The sequence below is a fragment of the Pseudomonas sp. P5_B2 genome (assembly GCF_056400445.1).
This window is the reverse complement of sequence record NZ_JBFULH010000737.1, coordinates 1-1,849: the sequence shown is the minus strand read 5'-3', so window position 1 is coordinate 1,849 and position 1,849 is coordinate 1. Positions and strand designations below refer to the sequence as shown.

At 54.7% G+C, this 1,849-nt stretch carries 2 protein-coding genes; one reads left to right on the top strand and one right to left on the bottom strand.

The annotated features are described in order from the left end of the window. Positions 1–891: GlxA family transcriptional regulator (locus AC1DRJ_RS26170; protein WP_477804702.1), on the top strand; the 891-nt coding region annotated here is incomplete at its 5' end. Between the two features lie 74 nt (positions 892–965). Here AC1DRJ_RS26170 and AC1DRJ_RS26165 read toward each other — a convergent pair. Continuing rightward, positions 966–1,574 (bottom strand): SCO family protein, encoded by a 609-nt coding sequence (locus AC1DRJ_RS26165; protein WP_193861961.1) that lies wholly within the window; start codon positions 1,572–1,574, stop codon positions 966–968. Positions 1,575–1,849: the final 275 nt, after the last annotated feature.

Sequence of the window (1,849 nt, the reverse complement as noted above, 5' to 3'; positions counted from 1 at the left end):
GTTGCGGATCGCTTTGCGGCGCAGCACTACAAAGAGGAGGGCGTTTTCCTGCAGGTCAGCCAATGGCAGGTTGAGGGACCCAGTGGCACACCTGTCAGAGTCGGGGAGAAGGCGGGGGAGGCCGGCGGCTCTCCTACAGTGCTATTGATGCCACCTCGCTTGGGTACGCAAGTCTCGTCGCAGGAAGCTGCACCGTTTGTTGACTGGCTCCTCGGCCATCATCGCGCGGGCACAACGTTGTGTTCTGTCTGCGGAGGGGCTTTCCTGTTGGCTGAAACCGGTCTGCTGGCGGGGCGATCGGTCACCACGCACTGGGACCATGCCGACTTGTTTCGGCGAAGGTTTCCCGATGCGCATCTTGATATCGACCGCCTTGTCATTGATGACGGCGACATCATCAGTGCAGGGGGGCTGATGGCGTGGATTGATCTCGGCTTGAAGTTGGTCGACCGTTTTCTAGGGCCGGTCATCATGGCGGAAACCGCACATTATTTGCTGGTAGATCCGCCCGGCCGAGAGCAGCGCTACTACAGTGCTTTTTCTCCAAACCTGACTCATGGCGACGCCCCGGTTCTGAAAGTCCAGCATTGGCTACAGGCGACGGGTGCGAAAGATACGGCCCTTGCGTCGCTGGTTCTGCGCTCCGGCTTGGAAGAAAGAACGTTTTTGCGGCGTTTTCGCAAGGCCACGGGCTTCACCGCCATCGATTATTGCCAGAGGCTGCGAGTTGGCCGTGCCCGTGAGATGCTGCAATTCAGTACGTTGCCGATCGAGGCTATTGCGTGGGAAGTTGGTTACAGCGACCCCGGCGCGTTCCGCAAAATTTTCATCAGGGTTACTGGGTTGACCCCGGGCGAATACAGGCAGCGGTTTAGCGTCAATCGAATCTAACTTGAGCTCAATGCCTTAGACCTAAGTGCTCGGTCGTTATGTCATTCATCAATTTCGAGGGAGCGCACTGGAGATCATTCGCAGATCTCCATAAGGTTCAGCAAATCTTCCGCGCACTCTTGCGCAGAAAGCGATTGAGACAGGCCGAGGCGCAGCGTTCCCCTGTAGTCATAAACATAGCTCGTGGTGGAGTGAGACAGTGTGTACGTCGATCCGCTGGGAATTTTCTCGTAGGCCACATTGAACTCTTTCGCGGTGGCGGCCGTTTCCTTCGGCGTGCCGTAAAGGGCAACAAATGATGGATCAAAGGATTTGACGTAGGCATCCAGTCTCGCCGGTGTATCCCGTTCGGGGTCTAAGGTGACGAATATGACCTGGAAACGCTCGCCGTCTTTGCCCATCATTTTTTTGATTTCTACCGCGCGAGCCAAGGCAGTGGGGACGATCGAAGGGGATTTGGTAAAGCCAAATATCACCATTGGCATCATGCCGCGAAAGCTTGAGAGCGACGTCTCATAGCCATCGGTATCCGTTAACTTGAATGTGCGCCCAAGTATCTGATTACTCAGATCCTTGCCGTACTTGTACAGCGGCCTACCTCCAGAATCGCAGCCGGCCAGTAGGCTGAGACTCAATACTCCTAAGTCTGCAATAACCTTGCGGCGACTTACCAAAACACTCATTCGTCTAGCCTCGTTCGGTCACTGGCACGGTGTCGAAAAATGCCGCTCACTCGAATTTTGCTCCTTGAAAATGAAGTCGCCAGATGTTTAACGTGTCTTTCAGTTTGGCAATATAAACTATTTACAATGATTTGTGCCAATATGCGCCCATGACAAAGGTGGGAGCGGGCCGTGAAGAAAAAGACCAGTGCAACTCATCCAACTGTAGGTCGGACGCAAAAGCGAGTGGTGATTTTGGCCATGCCGCCCATAGATGCGCTCGACGTGGTTGGACC

Excerpts from the sequence above, each read along its gene's own strand:
- AC1DRJ_RS26165 (WP_193861961.1), bottom strand. The coding sequence starts at position 1,574 with ATGAGTGTTTTGGTAAGTCGCCGCAAGGTTATTGCAGACTTAGGAGTA.